The organism is Mameliella sp. MMSF_3455 (assembly GCF_030733205.1).
GTDB lineage: Bacteria > Pseudomonadota > Alphaproteobacteria > Rhodobacterales > Rhodobacteraceae > Antarctobacter.
In genome coordinates this window covers 1-1,814 of record NZ_JASHJL010000102.1, presented here as the reverse complement: position 1 = coordinate 1,814, position 1,814 = coordinate 1, and the positions used below count along the sequence as shown (strand labels likewise).

Below are 1,814 nucleotides of genomic sequence, written 5' to 3'. Positions count from 1 at the left end.
GCCCACGTTGACGCGTCGCGGTATGACGAGATGTACGCGCGGTCGGTGTCCGACCCCGAGGGGTTCTGGGCGGAGCAGGCGCAGCGGCTGGACTGGATGACGCCGCCGACCGAGATCAAGAAGACCGATTTCACCCTCGGCCAGGTCAAGATCGAGTGGTTCCGCGACGGCACGCTCAACGTCGCCGCCAACTGCATCGACCGCCACCTGGAAAAGCGCGGCAACCAGACCGCGATCATCTTCGAGCCCGACGATCCCAACGAACCGGCGCAGAGCATCTCCTACGCCGACCTGCACCGCCGCACCTGCCGCATGGCCAACGTCCTGGAGAGCATGGGCGTGCGCAAGGGCGACCGGGTCGTGATCTATCTCCCGATGATCCCCGAGGCCGCCTATGCCATGCTGGCCTGCGCCCGCATCGGCGCCATCCACTCGATCGTCTTCGCCGGCTTCTCGCCGGACGCGCTCTCGGCCCGGATCAACGGCTGTGACGCCAAGGTGATCATCACCGCCGACGAGGCGCCCCGCGGCGGCCGCAAGACCCCGCTCAAGACCAATGCCGACAAGGCGCTCTTGCACTGCAAGGACGACGTCAAGTGCCTGGTCGTCAAGCGCACCGGCGGCCAGACCACCTGGGTCGAGGGCCGCGACTTCGACTACAACGAGATGGCGCTGGAAGCCTCCGACTATTCCCAGCCCGCCGAGATGAACGCCGAGGATCCGCTCTTCATCCTCTACACCTCCGGCTCCACCGGCCAGCCCAAGGGCGTGGTCCACACCACCGGTGGCTACCTGACCTATGCCGCGCTCACCCACGAGGTGACCTTCGACTACCATGACGGCGACGTCTACTGGTGCACCGCGGACGTGGGCTGGGTCACCGGCCACAGCTACATCGTCTATGGCCCGCTCGCCAATGGCGCCACCACGCTGATGTTCGAGGGCGTGCCCACCTACCCCGACGCCAGCCGCTTCTGGCAGGTCTGCGAGAAGCACCGCGTGACCCAGTTCTACACCGCCCCCACCGCGATCCGCGCGCTGATGGGCCAGGGCGACGAGTTCGTCACCAAGTGCGACCTCTCCTCGCTGCGCATCCTCGGCACGGTGGGCGAGCCGATCAACCCCGAGGCCTGGAACTGGTACAACGACGTGGTCGGCAAGGGGAACTGCCCGATCGTCGACACCTGGTGGCAGACCGAGACCGGCGGCCACATGATGACCCCCCTGCCCGGCGCCCATGCGACGAAACCGGGCGCGGCGATGCGGCCCTTCTTCGGCGTGCAGCCGGTGGTGCTGGACCCGCAGTCGGGCGAAGTGATCGACGCCTCGCCCACCGAGGGCGTGCTGGCGATCAAGGACAGCTGGCCGGGGCAAATGCGCACCGTCTGGGGCGATCACGAGCGGTTCGAAAAGACCTATTTCTCGGACTACAAGGGCTATTACTTCTCCGGTGACGGCTGCCGCCGGGACGCGGATGGCGACTACTGGATCACCGGCCGGGTCGACGACGTGATCAACGTCTCGGGCCACCGCATGGGTACGGCCGAGGTGGAATCGGCGCTGGTCGCCCATGAAAAGGTCGCCGAGGCCGCGGTCGTGGGCTACCCGCACGAGATCAAGGGCCAGGGCATCTACTGCTACGTGACCCTGATGAACGGCGTCGAGCCCACCGAGGAGCTGCGCAAGGAGCTGCGCACCTGGGTCCGCAGCGAGATCGGCCCGATCGCCTCGCCCGACCTCATCCAGTGGGCCCCGGGCCTGCCCAAGACCCGCTCCGGCAAGATCATGCGCCGCATCCTGCGCAAGATCGCCGA

General features: G+C 67.3%; 1 protein-coding gene. It reads left to right on the top strand.

Annotation, left to right across the window (positions count from 1 at the left end; translation table 11 throughout):
* Positions 1–1,814: acetate--CoA ligase (gene acs / locus RBB42_RS28010; RefSeq protein ID WP_306043972.1), on the top strand; the 1,814-nt coding region annotated here is incomplete at both ends.